This is a genomic window from Micromonospora sp. DT68 (genome assembly GCF_049847245.1).
Lineage (GTDB): Bacteria > Actinomycetota > Actinomycetes > Mycobacteriales > Micromonosporaceae > Micromonospora > Micromonospora profundi.
In genome coordinates this window covers 244,555-259,884 of sequence record NZ_JBNCNZ010000006.1, presented here as the reverse complement: position 1 = coordinate 259,884, position 15,330 = coordinate 244,555, and the positions used below count along the sequence as shown (strand labels likewise).

Sequence of the window (15,330 nt, the reverse complement as noted above, 5' to 3'; positions counted from 1 at the left end):
ACCTCGGTGACTGTCACCACTCACTCCTCGCGAGTTCGAGACCAGATGGCCCTCGGACGCGCGGGAGCAGACACCGGCGGACGCCACGCCCGCAGGGCGTGGGTCAGGTGGCGTCAGCCGTCCCACGCGGCCTCGGACCGCCGTCCACCCGGGTGCGGGTGTACGGCGCGCTGGCAGGTCTTCGGACTCGCGGGCACGACCGGGCTCGCCGGTCTCCTACTGGCCGTCGCTTCCCAGGCCTTGTGGCCCAGTGCCTATGACGGCTGTCGTTCCCACTCACCGCTGCGGGACAGTCCCGGATTTTCACCGGGTTCCCTGTTGCCTCGACCGCCGGAGCGGCCGAACCAGCTGCGCTCGACACCATATATAGGGGCGGCAGCGTTTGTCACACCCCACATGTCGGCGTCGGCGTGTCGCCGGCGCCGGCGCCCACCGCCATCGATCGACGGGTCAGCCCGCGAGGGCGACCGGCTGCGTGGCACGCGTCCGTCGCTCGGTCGCGTAGCTGAGCACCGCCAGGCCCAGGCCGAGAATCGCGAGGACCACGCCCACCCAGGCCGGCGCGAGATAGCCGAACCCCGCGGCGATGACGACGCTACCCAGCGCGGCGCCGAGGCTGTTGGCGACGTTCATGGCGGACTGGCTCATCGCCGCGCCCATCAACTGCGCTCCCGGCGCGACGGTGATCAGGCGCGCCTGTACGACCGGCCCCAGGTAGAGGCTTGTCGCGCCCACCAGGAACGCGCCCACGAACAGGCCGACCGGGTTCGACGCGACGAGGCCGAAGACGGCGATGCTGACGATCATGGCGACGAAGCCGCCGAACATGCTCCGGTGCAGGTCCCGGTCCGCGAGCCAACCGCCCAGGGCATTGCCGACCGTCATGCCCAGGCCCACCGCGACGAGCGCCCACGGCACGGTCGTGGCCGAGAGTCCTGCGACGTCGGTGGTGACCGGCGCGAGGTAGGTGTTGACCGCGAAGAGACCGGCGAGGCCCACCGCCCCGGTGGCCGCCACGAGCCACACCTGCGAGGTCCGCAGGGACCGCAACTCGGCGGCCGGCGAGGCGTCGACAGCCGCGACGACCTCCGGAACGACGGCCAGGACCGCCAGCAGCGTGAGCACGAACACACCGGCGATGACCAGGTACGCGGCCCGCCAGCCGACCGCCTGCCCGAGCCGCGTGACCGCCGGCACGCCCACCAGGTTGCTCACGGTGAGACCACCGAGCACGGCGGCAAAACCCCGGGCCTCGTTGCCGGGGCCGAGCAGGGCCGCCGCGAGCAGACCCGCCGCGCCGAAGTACGCGCCGTGCGGCAGCGCCGCGACGAACCGGGCCACCAGCACCAGGTCGAACGTGGGCGCGATCGCCGAGGCGACGGTGCCGATGACGAAGAGGACGAGCAGGCCGAGAACCAGTTTCTTACGCGGCAGTCGGGCGGTCAGCGCGGCGATCAGCGGCGCGCCCACCACCACGCCGAGCGCGTAGGCGGTGATCGTCCAACCCGCGCGGGCCACCGCGTCCGACGACGACTCCGCGTACTGCTGTGGGAGCAGGCCGCGTGCGATGTCGGGCAGCAGGCCCATCGCCGCGAACTCGGTGAGGCCGACCGCCACACCGCCCAGCGCCAACGCGAGAACCGCCCCCAGGCGTCGATTTCTGCTCAGTGCATGCACCGAGCGAATTTAGCAACAGCGTTGCGTAATAGGGTGGTGAGATGACGCGCACCACAGCCGACGTCACCTTCCTGCGCGGCTACAACCAGGCACTGGTCATGGCGCTGGGACGTACCGTGCGGACGTTCGAGCGGTCGACAGTCGTCGACGCCACAGGCCTGACGCCGCAAGCCGTCTCCAAGGTCCTCGCCCGGCTGAGCGCCGACGGCCTGATCCGCACCGCAGGCGTCCGCCGGCCCGGCATCGGCAAGCCCGCAGTCGTCTACGAGATCGTGCCCGACAGCCGGTACGCCATCGGCGCCCACGTCGCCCGCCGTACGCTGCGGCTGGTCCTCGTCGACCTGGCCGGCACGGTGCAGCACTGCGCGGTCAGCCCACTGCCCGGCGACTTCACCCCGGCGCAGCTCCTCGACGCGCTCAGTTCCGGCATCGACGCGATACCCGGCGGCGCCGACCTGCGGGGCCGGCTGACCGGCGTGGGCATCGGCATGATCGGCCCGCTGGACCACGCACGGGGCCTGGTCCGGGACGCCCACGGTCTGCGGCACTGGCACGACGTCCCGCTGCGCGACCTCGCCGAGGCCCACCTGGGCCTGCCCGTGCACCTCGACAAGGACGTCACCGCGGGGATCACGGCCGAGGCGTGGCGCCACGGCGGGACCTTCGGCGACGCCGTCCTCATCATGGTCGAGTCCGGCATCGGCGGAGGCTTCTGGCTGGGCGGCACGGCACACCGGGGCGCGCACACCAACGCCGGGGAGTTCGGCCACACGGTCGTCGCCCTGGACGGGCCGTCGTGCGTCTGCGGGCGGCACGGATGTCTGGAGATCGTGCACCACCGCGCCGCCGAGGCCGGCGACATCGGGCGGGCGGCCCGGGTCCTGGCCGTCGGCGTGGTCAACCTGCTCCAGACCCTCGACCTCTCCCGCGTGGTGCTGGCCGGCGCCGACCTCCTGCGGCACGCGGACACCTACCTCGCTGCGGTCGAGGAGGCAGTGCACACCGAGGTGCCCCGCGCGGACTGGCTCACCACTGACGTGACGCTGTCCAGCCTCGGCGCGGACGTGATCGCCGCCGGTGCGGCCATGCAGGTCCTCGACAAGCAGTACGGCGTTCCCGATCTCGCCCCGCTCTAGCGGCACCGGCGGACGAGGCCGGCGACCTGTCAGCCCTCTCGGGTGTGGACCAGGGCGGCGGCGAGGCCCAGGGCCGCCTTCTCGGTGGCGGAGAGCGCGGGGTCGAACCGGCGCAGGCCCAGCGCCCGCCGCAGCTGGCCGGCCCGGGGTGGCTCCGCCCGTCGCTGAAAGGCGTCGAGCCCGGCGCGGGCAAAGCCGGCGAGCTGCGGGTCCGGGCCGACCGCCACCTCGGCGAGGATCAGAGCGGTCATTGCCACGTCCAGGTCGGCCGGCCCTTCGGCAGCGTTGCGCCAATCGATCACGACCGGCCCACGCGAGGTCACCATGACGTTCTGTGGGTGCAGGTCGAGGTGCAGGACGCGGGCGGCCGGGTCGGCGCTGAACCGGGGCGGCAGGGCATGCAGACGGTTGTGCAGGTCCACGAGCAGGTCGGCGGCCGTGTCGACGTCGGTGCGCTCGGCGAGCATCGAGGCCAGGAGCGTCTCGCCGTCGAGTCGTTCCAGCACCAGGTCGGGGCCGTCCGAAGCGTGGACGGCCGGGACCGGGTAGCCGGATTTGCGGAGGTGGCGCATCAACGCGGCCTCCGACGCCGTGTCTCCGCCCTGGCGGTAGCGACGCAGCACCCTCAGCTCGTCGAGCGCGAAGACATCGGCGTCGCGCCCGGACGCGAGCAGTGGATGATCGACCATGACAGTGGACGCTAGCCCGCGCCGCTGTGCTCTGTCGCCCCGCTGGGGGCGGGCCGCGGTCACGGCCCGCCCCCAGCGGCTGCGCTACCGCCTACTCACTTCGCGCCGGTGACGGTGAACGGCCGGGACACAGTCGTCGCCGACCGGGCGCCGGTAAGCGTGACGCTTGTCGCGCCCACCTTCGCCGCACCCGGGACGACGACAGTCGCGCCGGAGATCACACCGTCGCCGTTGGCCCGCACGGACGTGACCGCCAGGCGGTCGCCGAAGGCGATAGTGACCTCCTCGTTCGGTACGAACCCGGAACCGTCGACAGTGATCGACGTACCGCGTGGCCCCGCCGTGTTCGTCAGCGCCGCCCGAGGCTTGTAGCTCGGTGCCTGCACCCGCCCGGTCACCTGCACGGTGGCCGTGGCCGGCGTACGGGTGGACGCGCCCGTCGCGGTGACGGCGTACCGGCCGGGCTGCGCGTCACCGGAGGTCGGGACCGAAGCCCGTACCGTTCCCCTCGCGGAGGCCGCGACAGTCGTGGTCCGGGACGGGTCGGTGCCGACGGTGACTGTCACCTGCTCGCCGACGGCGAACCCGCTGCCGTCGACGGTGATCGCGTCGCCGGTCGTGACGGCGCCGGCCCCCGGCAGTGCGATCGCCGGCTGCGATCCACCGCGTGCGACGGTCACTGTGAAGGCGGTGGTGCTGCTCGCCAGCGTGTCCCACGCCGTGACGTGCACCGTGTAGGTGCCCTCCCGCGCGTAGGTGTGCTGCCCGCTCAGCGCGCCGGACGACCCGATCGTGACGTCCTGCGGAACCGTGCCGTCACCCCACTGGACGCGGGCGCGGTAGCCCGTCGTACCGGGCACGCCGCCGCTCACCGAACCGAGGTTCGCCGCGAGGGCCTGCCCGGCGGTGGCCTTCTGGTCGGCCGCGGCTGTCATCGCCAGCGCGGGAGCCGGCGTGCCGTCGTCGGCCACGGCGAACACGTGGATCCGGCCCGCCGAGCGGGGGTCGCCGGTCTGCGTCGGCAGGGTCACCGACACAAGCGTCTTACCCGCCGGGATCTGGTACGGCGCGGTGGCGAACAGGAACGGCTGGGCGCCGTCCCGGCTGGTGCCACTCAACCGGTACGCGGACTTCGCGACAACGATGTTGCCGTAGGACGGGGTGCCGTTGGCGTTGCCACCGAGCGTCCAGTCACTCATCTGGATCGGGATGCTGGCGGTGCTGCCGTCGCTGAACGTCGCGGTGCCCGTGGTGCTCTGGTTGCCCTGCGTGCCGGCACCGATGAACGAGATGCTCCGGGCGTCGGCCGGCAGGTGCAGGTCGATCGTCGCGCCGTTGCCCGTGGCGTTGTCCGGCTGCCCCGCCGGGATCACCGGGAGGGTGAAGGCCAACGCCGTTGCGGGCACCTCGTGCCGCTGACCGGCGGTGACACCGGCCGCTGCCAGGGCGGCCCGCGAGTACGCCCACGACTTGGCGTCGCAGTCCGCCGCGAGGGTGCCCTCGTCACCGATGCAGACGGTGTCGAACGCCGCGGTGAGGCCGCCTTCCGGCACGTACGCGACGTCGACGCCGACCGTCGCCGACGCCTGGCTGGTGCCGTCGGTGACTGTGACGTTCGCCTGGTGGTAGCCGGGCGTGGTGTAGGTGTGCTCGCCGCTGACCCGGTAGACGGCCCGGGAACTCAGCGTCAGGGTGCCGTCGGTGACAGGTGAGCCGTCACCCCAGTCGATGGTGGCCCGGTAGCCGTCGGCGGCGCCTCCGGTGACAGTGGCCAGTGGCACCGACACCGGTGCGCCGGACCTGGCGTGCACGCCGTCGGTGGCGGTCACCGTGATGTCGCCGCCGCCCAGGTCGATGTCGCCTCCGGCGAGCAGTTCGATCTCGGCGAGGGTCGGTTGCGCGGCGCCGACGGTCCTGGTGACGACGAGACGGAACTGGGTGTAACGCCCCGGCTTGTCGATCTGGAATGGACGGGTCTGGTTGCGCCAGCGGAACACCTCGCCCGTGCGGGAGTCGAGGGTGCTCCAGGTGATGCCGTCGTTGGAGCCCTGCAACCGCCAGTCCGCCGGGTCGCCCGCACCCGCACCGGACGTGACGGTGTAGAACGTCGGCTTCTGCTTGCCGCCACGGAACGCCCAGGTGATCTGCGGCGTCGCCGAGGCGAAGGTCAGCTGGGTGGTCGACGAGTCGTCGAACAGCTTCGAGGCGTCCTGACCGCCGGTCGCCGTGGCGGTGCCCAAGCCGGGGCCTGTGACGTCCTGCAACGGCTTCGGCGCCTTGTCACCCTTGGTCAACGACGGCGGTACGTCGTTCTTGCCGGTCCCCCAGGACGACGGGTTGGGGCCCATCTGGAAGTCGATGGTGCCGCCCTTGACGAGCGCGGCCACGTCGATCGACACCCCGCGCTGCTTCTTGCCGTTGACCTTCACGTCCTGCACGTACACGTTGCGGGTGCTGTTGTTCGGCGCGTTGACCACGATGTCTCCGCTGGTGCGGCGGACGGTCATCCTGGTGAACTGCGGCGAGCCGATGGCCCAGTGGGTCGACCCGGCCTGCAACGGGTAGATGCCCAGCGAGCTGAGGACGTACCAGGCCGACATCTCGCCGTTGTCCTCGTCGCCCAGGTAGCCCTGGCCGATCTCGCTGCCGACGTAGAGACGCCGCATGATCTCGCGGACGGCCGCCTGGGTCTTGGCCGGCGCGCCGGCGACGTCGTACATGTACGGGATGTGGTGCGACGGCTGGTTGCTCATGCCGAGCTGGCCCATCCGTACCGCCCGCGCCTCGAGCATCTCGTGGATGATCCCGCTGTACCCGCCGGGGCGGTCGGCGTTCTCCGGGGTCGCGAAGAACTCGTCGAGCTTGTCCCGCAGCGCCTTGCGCCCGCCGTACAGGTTGGCCAGGCCCTGGCCGTCCTGCTGCGCGGTGAACGCGAAGTTCCACCCGTTGGTCTCGGTGTAGACGCCACCCCAGTCCAGCGGGTCACCGGCGAGGAACGCGCCGGAGGCGTCGCGGCCCTGGAAGAGCTTCGTCTTCGGGTCGAAGAGGTGCACGTAGTTGCGGGCGCGCTCAAGGAAGTACCGGGACTCCTCCTTGAGGCGTTCACGCTGCGACTTCGGGGTGGCCGGGTCTTTGGCGAGGGCCGCGGCCATGTTGCCGATGCCGTAGTCGTTGATGAAGCCCTCCAGCGCCCACGACACCGACTCATGGGTGGAGGTCGGAGTGTAGCCGAGGAACAGCGAGGTCTCGATGCCCTTGCGGCCGACCTCGCTGCGTCCGGACGCGACGGTCGCGTCCTTGACCGCCGCGTCGTACGCCGCCAGCGGGTCGGGCAGCTTGACCCCGCTGAGGTACGCCTGGGCAAGCGCCACGTTCGCGCTGGTGCCGGTCATCAGGTCGGCGTAGCCGGGTGACGACCAGCGGGCGATCCAGCCGCCGTCGCGGTAGTGCTGGACGAAGCCGTCGGAGATCTTCGCGGCGACGTCCGGGTACAGCAGCGCGTACGCGGGCCACACGGTGCGGTAGGTGTCCCAGAAGCCGTTGTTGACGTAGATCTGCCCGTCGACGATCTTCGCGCCGGTGCGGGTGGCTGTCGACGTGCCGGTCGGTGCCGACACCGGGCTCGCGTACTGCCAGTGCGGCTTGGCGGCGGTGCCGGTGTTCTCCGACTGCGAGTTCGGGTACAGGTTCAGCCGGTACAGGTTGGAGTACATGGTCACGAGCTGCGCCTCGGTGGCGCCGCGCAGCTCGACGCGGCCGAGCCGGTCCTTCCACGCCGCGGTGGCGGCGGCGCGGATCTGGTCGAAGCTGCGCCCGGTCGCCTCCAGGTCGAGGTTGCGGCGGGCCTGGTCGACCGAGAGGAACGACGTCGCGAGCCGCATCGTCACCTGGCGGTTCGCCGAGACGTCGAAGGTCGCCGACGTCGCCGACGACGCGGTGGGCGCGCGGTCGAAGGCGCCGGACACGAACATGCGGCTACGTCCGGCCGACAGGCCACTTCCGTTGTCGACCCAGCCGGTGAACGTGCCGTCCGTACCGATGGTGAATGTGCCGTTGTAGAAGACGACGCTTCCGGTCGGCGACCCGGACGGGAAGGTGAACCGCATGATGCCGGCGTGGTCGGTGGGCGACATCTCGGCGACCAGGCCGTTCTGAAGCGTGACCCGATAGAGGTCGGGCTGTGCCGTCTCGTCGGCGTGCCGGAAGGCGAGCGCCCGGCTGGCCGGCGTCCCGGTCAGCGGACCGTCGCCGGCCACCGGCATCACCGACATCTGGTTGCGGTCACCCATCCACGGGCTGGGCTCGTGGGAGATCGCGAGGCCCTGGAGCGTGGGCAGGTTGGCCGCGTTGTTCGTCCGGTGGTAGTGGTACTCCCAGGAATCGGACGTCGCGTCGGTCACCGGCGTGAAGAAGTTGAAGCCGTTGGGCAGCGCCGTGATCGGCAGGTTGTTGCCGCGCGAGAATCCGCTTGTCGAGTTGGTGCCCCGCCGGGTGTCGACGTAGTTGGTGAGCCGGGAGCCGTCGATCGACGCCGGAGTGCCCGTCACCTCGATGTCGTCCAGCCAGCCGCTGAACCGGGTGTCCCCGGTGGCACGCGGGTTGTCGTAGGCGAGCAGGATGCGGTCGATGGTCTTGCCCCGGGCGACCGCGCCGATGTCGGCCTGCACCGCGTTCCACTGGTCGGCGAAGAGCGCCTTCGAGGTGCCCTGCCCGGCGGCGGTCAGCGGGTTGCCGTGCTGGTCCACGACCGCCCGTCCACTGAGGTAGCTGCCGTCGGTGAAGTGCAGGTCGAGGGCCGCGAAGGTGGACGGGTACTGGGTGTCAGAGCCGGTGAACTCGGGGAAGATCTTGTAGGACAGCCGGGTGTGCGGGCCGACCGGGATGGCGACGTCGAACAACTTGTTCGTCGCGTACGACCGGCCGTCGCTCTCGGCACCGCCCGCGTAGCGCAGGGCGGCGAGCCCTGTGAAGCCGACGCCCGGCTTCGTGGTGTACCCGCCGAGTGGTCCGGCACCGACCACGCTGACCATGGGCGGGGCCGGTGGCCGGACGTCCGAGCCGTCGCTGATGTCGAAGTCGGCGAGCTGCACGAGCGCGGCGCCGGAGTTCGCGGAGATGGCCAGCCGGTAGAACCCGTACGCGGTGGTGTTGGTGACCGTGTAGGTGTTCCTGGCGAACCGCTTGGCGAAGCGTTGGCCGGTCTGCCGGTCGATGTCGGTCCAGGTGCTGCCGTCGGTGGACCCCTGGAGGGTGAAGTCCTTCGGGTCACGGGTCGGCTCGTCGTCGGCCGAGGTCAGCGCGTACCGCGCGACGACCGCCGGCTTGGTCAGCTGGTACGTCACCGAGCCGGTCCTGTCGAACGCCAGCCACTTGGTCGAGGGGTCGCCGTCGGCGAGTTTCGCGGCGGTCTCGTTCGGTGGGTTCTCGGCGCTGGCGGTCACAGTGGCGACCTGGCCGAGCAGGCTGCCGGGCAGCACACGGCGTGCCGATCCGGTGAGGTTCGCCTGGACCGGCCTGCCCTTCGCGTCGACCTCGACGGCACTGGCGGCGGGCTGCGGATCGGCCGACTCGAACGAGCTGCTGAAGGTGCCGGGCGGCGCGGCGTTGGGGGCGGCGCTGGCCAGCGGCGCGGCGACGACCAGCCCCACCGGCAGCAGGGCGGCGGTGGTCGCTGCGACCAGCCGGAGGGACAGGGTGCGCGTACGGGGGAGATACGGCATAGGGGCGGGGCCTTTCGACTCGAACCGGTCGAGTACGTCGAACGTCTGGGCTGCGGTGATGGCTGTCGTGAGTGGTCGGTCGTATGTGGCCGGTCGGCCTGACATCGTTGTCATCGGGTTCGAAGACAAGTGCCGGCGTATCCGGTGGATGGTGGCAGATATTTCCCGCAGACCTTTGCGGTGTCAATGGGTTGACTGGAAAGAAACCGTCCCGAAAACTTTTCGACGCCCTACCGGCCGCCTGCGGCCAACTCCGCGAGCATCCCCTCACAACTGCGGACGACCACCTCCGCGCCGCGCCGCTGCGCCAGCGGGAGCACCGGGTCCTGGGCGCGGTCCCGCCACCGCCACTGCGCGTCCGCGGCGACCTTCCAGAGCCGTCGCACGTCCGCCTCGTGCTCGACACCGAGCCGGGCGGCCAGGCCGACCCCGTCGCCACCGATCAGCCGCCGCGCCTCGGAGGCAAGCTCGGCGTCGAACCCCAGCCTGCTGTTGCGCAGCGCCGCCAGCAGGCGCAGCTCCCGGAACTCGTGCGCACCCGCCAGGATCTGCTCGATAGCGCCTACCAGGTCGTCGGCGCCCCGGACCGGTTCCGCCCGCACCAGGGCCTCCACGGCAGCCAGGGCCGAACGCGCCTTGAGCGTCTCGCGACGGTCGACGAAGCAGCGGTTCACCGACTCCCGCAGCTCGGTGAGCCCACTGCGCCGGATCAGCTCGGCGGACAGCTTCACCCGACTGTCGAACCCGCTGCGGACCAGCGTCGCCGCCAGCCGGATCCCGAAGAGGCCGAACCGGGCCAGCAGCGCGGCACGCACCTCGGCGTCCAGGCGTACCGGAAGCTCGCCGCGCACGAAACGATCGGCGGAGAGCAGGTGGGCATCCAACTCCGCGCGGGGCACCCCGGCAAGCGTCGCGAGCACCGCGAAATCCGACTCGCTGAGCAGCCGGCCCGCCAGGCCTACCGATCCGCTGCACGCCACCACATTGACGGCCACCGCACCCACCCGCGGATCACGCTGGTGCCGTCGAGCCAGTTGCCGGGCGGTGAGCAGCCCGTCGATCCGCCCGCCGCCGACCTCGTCCGCCCGGGACAACACCATGATCACGTTCACCGGCGCGGCCTGCCCGACAGCACCGTCCCGACCGGACTCCAACAGCCGCAGATCGCTGTCGCGGCCGTCGCGGGTCAGGAACAACACGGCGTCGGAATCCCGCAGAACCCGGTCCATCACCGGTACGCGGCAGTGCTCCCCCGTACCGCTGAGTGCCGGCGTGTCGATGAACGTGACCTGCCGCAACGCCCGCGTCGGCCACCGCACCACGATGTCGCGCACCTCCCCGGCCCGCCAGCCGAGGTCCACCCGCATGCCGGTCGCCGACTTGACCACCGTCAACTCCTGCGGAGGCTGACCCGCCGGGTACGCGGTGGCGCGCGGGGAAGCACCGTCCTCGTACCAGGTGACGATGCCGTCGGCACCCTCGACCGGCGCGACCTCCTCCCCCATCAACGCGTTCAGCACCGTCGACTTGCCGGCACGCCACGGCCCGGCCACCGCGATCCGCAGCGGCTGCTCCAACCGCGCCACCTGCTGCCGCAGGTGCCCGACCACGCGACCATTGTGCTGATACAGGTCGATGGCCTGGTGCAGCAGACCCCACGCCGCCTCGTCCAGCCGCTGCCCGACCGTCACGCGCCGGGCTCCAGCAGCACCGGTGTGGACCGGGCGCCGGTCAACTGTTGCGCCTGCTCGTGCAGCGCGGCCAGCCGGGTCATCTTCAGCCGGATCTCCCGCTGTCGCTGCTCCCGTACCGCCGCGTCCGTGTCGGCCTCCTGCTTCGCGCTGCGGAACGACTGGACGATGGCCTCCTGCAACTCCTCGGTCAGCCCCGTGAAGTGGTCCCGCAGCATCCGCTGCACCTGCCGGGCGGCGTCCCGGCAGTCGCGGACCATCCGGACGAAGAAGTCGTCGACATGCCGCTGGATGGCCGTCTTGACTGTCGCCTGGCGACGACGGAGCAACTGCCTGCTCTCGTCGCGGATACTCTTGCCGCCGAACAGCGCGCCGATACCGACCGACACCGGGTTGATCATCGGCATCCCGGCAAGCGTCGTGGCCAGCCCGAACATCAACATGCCGCCGTACGAGCCCTTCATGCCTGTCAACAGCTTCTGCCCTGTGGTGAACCTGTCGATCCTCGGACGTTCCAGCTCCGGCAGCCGCTCGCCGAGGTCGTCGGGCATCGTCATCGACCAGGGCGGCAGGACGTCGTAGCCGTACCTGGCGAAGTTGGCGGCCACCCGGCGGGCGACCCAGTCGCAACGCTGGATCAGCCACTCGTGGTTCGCCTCCGCCGCGTCGGTGAGGCTGCGCTCCAGCCAGTCCTGGAACGTCTCCCAGGCCACCAGCGGATCGGCGGTGTCGAACGCCTCGTCGACAGCGCGCAGTATCTGCCGGGTACGGTCGCGCAGGTCGTACTCGATGTCCGAGAGCAGGTCGGCCATCTCGTCGGTCAGGGAGTTCTGCCAGCGGGTCGAGCAGCGGCGCAGCTCGTCGACCTCACGCTGAGCCGCGTGCAGCCGCGAGATCGGCCCGGACTGCTCCTCGGCCTCCTGCGTCGCCAGCTCAGCGCGCAGCGGCGCGGCCAGCTGCTCCACCACCGTCCGGGCCACCGCCTGCACCGACGCCCGCGCCAGATGGTCTGCCTTGCCGGTCAGATCCCGCCGAAGCCTGGCGATCAGCGCCGGAAAGCCGGACTCGTCGTTGAGGCCCCGGTCGTCGGCAGTGGCCGCGCGCAGCCGCAGTGAAGCCGAGACCGGGATCAGCGGCGCCGGAACGCCCGCGTCGGCGAGGTGCCGCCGATTGCGCTCGGCCACCGCACGCCAGTCCGCCACGAGATCGGTCTTGCTCTGCACCACGACCACGTTCGGTTGCGACCGCATGACGTGCAGCAGCATGTTCAGCTCCGCGACCGAGAGTTCCCGGGTCGAGTCGGACACCAGCAGCACGGTGTCCGCGCGGGCCGCGGCTGCCACCTCCACGCCGCCGCCGACAGTCGCCACCTCGTCGGCGCCGGGCGTGTCCACGAGCACCAGCCCGGCACCGAGCAGGGCGCGGGGCACACCGACCTCGACGTACGCCGGCCCGCCTCCCGGGCGACGGCCGACAGTGCCGGACACGCCGGCCGCGACCTGGTCGAGCGCCAAGGGGGTGCGCTCCACAAGGGACGTCGCCGCGGCGCCTGCGGACCGGCCCGACGGCGGTGGCGCCTGGACGACAGCGGCGGTCGCCGCCTCGGCGTGCCGCACCACTGTGGGCAGGACTGTGGTGCGACCGTCGCCGACCGGGCAGGCGGGCGCGTTGATGATCGCGTTGACGAGCTGGCTCTTGCCCTGGTTGGGCTCGCCGAGGACGAGGACACGCAGCGTCGGATCCAGCAGTTGCGTCCGCCTCTGCCGCACCGTCTGGAGCAGGTCACCGCGACCGTGGGCGCTGCACGTCCGGGCGATCTCGTCAAGCACGTCGAGCCAGATCCCCGCCATCACCGCACCAAGTGTGCTGATTTCGGGTCAATTATCAAGAGGTACCGGGTGGGCAACCGGAGGCGGCCGGACCGCCTGAGGCGATCCGGCCTTCCGCTCCCACCGGGCATCCCCGTCAGAGCAGACCTCCGGTGATGCCCAGCAGCCCGTGGTCCGACGAGGCGGGACCCTCGTCGTGCACGTCGCCGGTCACACCGCGGGTGAGCCCGCCTGTCACGTCGCCGACCGTGCCGGTGACACCAGGAAGGACACCGTCCACCTGGTGCGTGACACCGCCGACCACCGACGGCACGTCCAGCGGTGGGACCACTCCGCTGCCGTGCCCCAGGCCCAACCCGCCCAGGGTGTCGTCGACACCGAGGGAGCCGACGATGCCATCGACCTGACCGTGCGCACCGGAGAGGGCACCACCGGTCAGGCCGCCACCGAGCAGCCCCGGGTCGGTGCCACCGAGCAGACCGGTCGGGTCGCCCGCCGCGCCCGTGACGTCACCGACGAGCGGATCCACGATGCCGTCCACCGGCTGCACCACATCGGCGTCCAGCGTGTGAGCCACGTCGGCCGCACCGGTCAGATCGGTGTCCAGGCCGTTCGGGCCGACACCCAGACCGATCCCCGGCAGCACTGTCACGCCGGCGGCCACGGTGTTCGGGTCGACGGCGAGCGCGCCCAGCACGCCGGCCTTCACGTCCACCCCCGACGGTGAACTGGTCAGGCTGATCTGCTGCGCCACGCTCTGCAACTGACCCACCACGTCGGCGGTGTCGGTCACCAGCGGGTCGAAGCCGAGCTGCCCGACGGGCGACGCCAGCGGCGCGAGGCCCGGCCCCGGGGCGTAGTCGACAACGAGCGGAACCACGTCCTGCACGTCGGCGGCGGTGATGTCGGTGAGCCCCGCGGCGTGCAGTGCCCCCTCCGGGTCGAGGTCGAAGGCCGACCGCGCGTCCGGGTTCGTCAGCAGGTCGAGCACGAAGTCGTGGAGGGTCTGGTGCGAGTCCATGTGCCGGTTCTCCTCGGGTTGGCATCGGCGACCGTCGTTCGTCGACAGAAACGCTAGGACGGCGACAGCCGCCGGACATCGGGGCTGCACCCCGCATCGGATCCCGCCGCGTTAGGGTCTTCGCCGCATCGTCCGTTAGGGGGAATGGGGGAAACCGTCCCGGCCAGATTAGGGTCCCGACCAGGGAGCGATCTCTGGTACGAACGTAGGAGCCCGCGGGGTTCGCCGGGGGTGGGGCGCCGGGCAGCGCCGACGCCATCGCCACCGGCCGGCCAACTTCACGGGGAGAGACGAAACCGATGCCGTACGTCCTGGGGTTAGACATCGGAAACACCACCACGGCAGCCGTCGTCGTACGCCGCGACGGCACCGGATGGGCACGCCCGGAGCCCGTCCCGCTGAACGCCGGCGCCGCCCTCGTACCGTCGGTGCTGCACCTGGCCCCGGACGGCACGCTGCACATCGGCGGGCCGGCCACCGACGACGGCAGCCGCACCAGCAGGGACTTCGTCCGCCGCATCGGCGATGACGTGCCCCTGCTGCTCGGCGGCGAGGCGTGCGCGCCACAGACGCTCACGGCGGAGCTGGCCGCCTGGGTGGTGGAACAGGCGCACGCCCTGGAAGGTGGTCCCGCCGAGGCGATAGTGCTCAGCCATCCGGCGGGCTGGCGCCCGTACCGACGGGAGTTGCTGCGCCGGGCGCTCGTCGATCTCGGCCTTCCCCCCGTGACACTGCTGCCGCGTACCGTCACTGTCGCCGAGAGCCACGCGGCGCGCGGGTTCGCCGGCACCACCGCCGCCGTCTACGCCCTCGGCGGCGCCAGCTTCGAGGCGGCCCTGGTGCGGCGCACCCCGCGCGGCACCTACGAGAGCTTCGGCAGGCCGCAGGGCCTCGACCCGGTCGGCGGAGCGGACTTCGACGATCTGCTGGCCGGCCACGTGCGGACCGTGCTGTCCCGCGACCTGCCCGCCGCCGCGCGCCGCGACCAGCAGGCCGTTCCACGCGGGCTGCTCGCCGAGTGTGAACGGGTCAAGCGGACGCTTACCGTCGACCTCGCCGCCGACGTGGTGCTGACTCTGCCGACCGGCCCGGCGCGCGTCCCCGTCACCCGGGCCGAATTCGAGGCCATGATCAGGCCTACGGTGCAGGCCACCGTCGACCTGCTGCTGCGCGCCGTACACGCGGCCGGCCTGACGCCGACGCGGCTCGACGGCGTCCTGCTGACCGCCGGCTCGGCCCGCATCCCACTGGTCACCGAGCTGATCACCGCTGCGCTGCCGGTGCCCGTCGAGGTCGAACCCGACGCCCAGCTCACCGACGCCACCGGGGCGGCGCTGGCCGCCTGCCAGGTGGTCTCACCGCGACCCCGCCCACCGGCGGCGGTCCGCAATCCGGCACCGGTCGCCGGCACCGGCCGCGCCACCCTCCCAGCACCGCGCCGCCCCCGACACGACACCGCCGTCCCGGGCGACCCGCCACCCCGCCCACCGGTCCGGATCCTCCCCCTGGACCTGCCGAAGGCGTCCCGCCTGGCACCGATGCTCAGCCGGGGACGCGAAGGATGACC

General features: G+C 71.7%; 8 protein-coding genes and 1 riboswitch. Of the genes, 2 read left to right on the top strand and 6 right to left on the bottom strand.

The window, feature by feature from the left end; genetic code table 11:
- Positions 1 to 155: 155 nt before the first annotated feature.
- Positions 156 to 364: riboswitch (cobalamin riboswitch) on the bottom strand.
- 86 nt (positions 365 to 450) lie between these two features.
- A complete protein-coding gene (locus ACPXB1_RS13780; protein WP_355630109.1) occupies positions 451 to 1,677 on the bottom strand; it encodes an MFS transporter in 1,227 nt (408 codons plus the stop codon).
- A gap of 41 nt (positions 1,678 to 1,718) precedes the next feature.
- Between ACPXB1_RS13780 and ACPXB1_RS13775 the strand changes: the two genes are divergently transcribed.
- Positions 1,719 to 2,813, top strand: coding sequence for an ROK family transcriptional regulator (locus tag ACPXB1_RS13775; protein ID WP_355630106.1), 1,095 nt, complete (start codon positions 1,719 to 1,721; stop codon positions 2,811 to 2,813).
- 29 nt (positions 2,814 to 2,842) lie between these two features.
- On the opposite strand, the gene ACPXB1_RS13770 is transcribed toward ACPXB1_RS13775, so the two are convergent.
- The 5 genes from ACPXB1_RS13770 to ACPXB1_RS13750 form a co-directional block, all read right to left on the bottom strand.
- Positions 2,843 to 3,502, bottom strand: a complete 660-nt coding sequence (locus ACPXB1_RS13770) for a phosphotransferase (RefSeq protein WP_355591585.1) — start codon at positions 3,500 to 3,502, stop codon at positions 2,843 to 2,845.
- A gap of 95 nt (positions 3,503 to 3,597) precedes the next feature.
- On the bottom strand, positions 3,598 to 9,222 hold the full coding sequence (locus ACPXB1_RS13765) for a GH92 family glycosyl hydrolase (RefSeq protein WP_425735365.1): 5,625 nt from the start codon (positions 9,220 to 9,222) through the stop codon (positions 3,598 to 3,600).
- 230 nt (positions 9,223 to 9,452) lie between these two features.
- Positions 9,453 to 10,913, bottom strand: a complete 1,461-nt coding sequence (locus tag ACPXB1_RS13760) for a hypothetical protein (RefSeq protein ID WP_425735364.1) — start codon at positions 10,911 to 10,913, stop codon at positions 9,453 to 9,455.
- The gene (locus ACPXB1_RS13755) at positions 10,910 to 12,763 is read right to left on the bottom strand and encodes a dynamin family protein (protein ID WP_355591594.1); all 1,854 of its coding nucleotides are present in this window, start codon (positions 12,761 to 12,763) and stop codon (positions 10,910 to 10,912) included. Before ACPXB1_RS13755 ends, ACPXB1_RS13760 begins: the two co-directional genes overlap by 4 nt.
- A 115-nt stretch (positions 12,764 to 12,878) precedes the next feature.
- Positions 12,879 to 13,763 (bottom strand): IniB N-terminal domain-containing protein, encoded by an 885-nt coding sequence (locus ACPXB1_RS13750; protein WP_355591597.1) that lies wholly within the window; start codon positions 13,761 to 13,763, stop codon positions 12,879 to 12,881.
- A gap of 299 nt (positions 13,764 to 14,062) precedes the next feature.
- Between ACPXB1_RS13750 and ACPXB1_RS13745 the strand changes: the two genes are divergently transcribed.
- The gene (locus ACPXB1_RS13745; RefSeq protein ID WP_355591600.1) at positions 14,063 to 15,328 is read left to right on the top strand and encodes an Hsp70 family protein; all 1,266 of its coding nucleotides are present in this window, start codon (positions 14,063 to 14,065) and stop codon (positions 15,326 to 15,328) included.
- The last annotated feature ends 2 nt before the right edge of the window (positions 15,329 to 15,330 follow it).

What these genes read in the sequence shown, in the direction of transcription:
- ACPXB1_RS13745 (WP_355591600.1), top strand. Translation starts at nt 14,063, where the DNA reads ATGCCGTACGTCCTGGGGTTAGACATCGGAAACACCACCACGGCAGCC.
- ACPXB1_RS13765 (WP_425735365.1), bottom strand. Translation starts at nt 9,222, where the DNA reads ATGCCGTATCTCCCCCGTACGCGCACCCTGTCCCTCCGGCTGGTCGCA.
- ACPXB1_RS13755 (WP_355591594.1), bottom strand. Translation starts at nt 12,763, where the DNA reads ATGGCGGGGATCTGGCTCGACGTGCTTGACGAGATCGCCCGGACGTGC.
- ACPXB1_RS13775 (WP_355630106.1), top strand. Translation starts at nt 1,719, where the DNA reads ATGACGCGCACCACAGCCGACGTCACCTTCCTGCGCGGCTACAACCAG.
- ACPXB1_RS13750 (WP_355591597.1), bottom strand. Translation starts at nt 13,763, where the DNA reads ATGGACTCGCACCAGACCCTCCACGACTTCGTGCTCGACCTGCTGACG.
- ACPXB1_RS13770 (WP_355591585.1), bottom strand. Translation starts at nt 3,502, where the DNA reads ATGGTCGATCATCCACTGCTCGCGTCCGGGCGCGACGCCGATGTCTTC.